This is a genomic window from Vreelandella hamiltonii, assembly GCF_014651775.1.
GTDB lineage: Bacteria > Pseudomonadota > Gammaproteobacteria > Pseudomonadales > Halomonadaceae > Vreelandella > Vreelandella hamiltonii.
Genome location: NZ_BMXN01000070.1, coordinates 1 through 573 on the forward strand (window position 1 = coordinate 1; position 573 = coordinate 573).

The 573-nt window shown below is 54.8% G+C and carries 1 rRNA gene; it reads left to right on the forward strand.

The features are described from left to right. Window positions 1-573: ribosomal RNA gene (locus IE091_RS18385) — 23S ribosomal RNA — on the forward strand; the annotation flags it as partial.

Below are 573 nucleotides of genomic sequence, written 5' to 3' on the forward strand. Positions count from 1 at the left end.
AGCGTGGGAGACACACGGCGGGTGCTAACGTCCGTCGTGAAAAGGGAAACAACCCAGACCGTCAGCTAAGGTCCCCAAATCCTGGTTAAGTGGGAAACGATGTGGGAAGGCTCAGACAGCTAGGAGGTTGGCTTAGAAGCAGCCATCCTTTAAAGAAAGCGTAATAGCTCACTAGTCGAGTCGGCCTGCGCGGAAGATGTAACGGGGCTAAACCAGGTACCGAAGCTACGGGTTCATCCTTACGGATGAGCGGTAGAGGAGCGTCGTGTAAGCCGATGAAGGTGTGTTGAGAAGCATGCTGGAGGTATCACGAGTGCGAATGCTGACATGAGTAACGATAAAGGGAGTGAAAAACTCCCTCGCCGGAAGACCAAGGGTTTCTGTTCGACGCTAATCGGAGCAGAGTGAGTCGGCCCCTAAGGCGAGGCCGAAAGGCGTAGTCGATGGGAAACGGGTCAATATTCCCGTACCGGACATGATTGCGATGGGGGGACGGAGAAGGCTAGGTGAGCCAGGCGTTGGTTGTCCTGGTGAAAGTGAGTAGGCTTGGGTCTCAGGTAAATCCGGGACCCT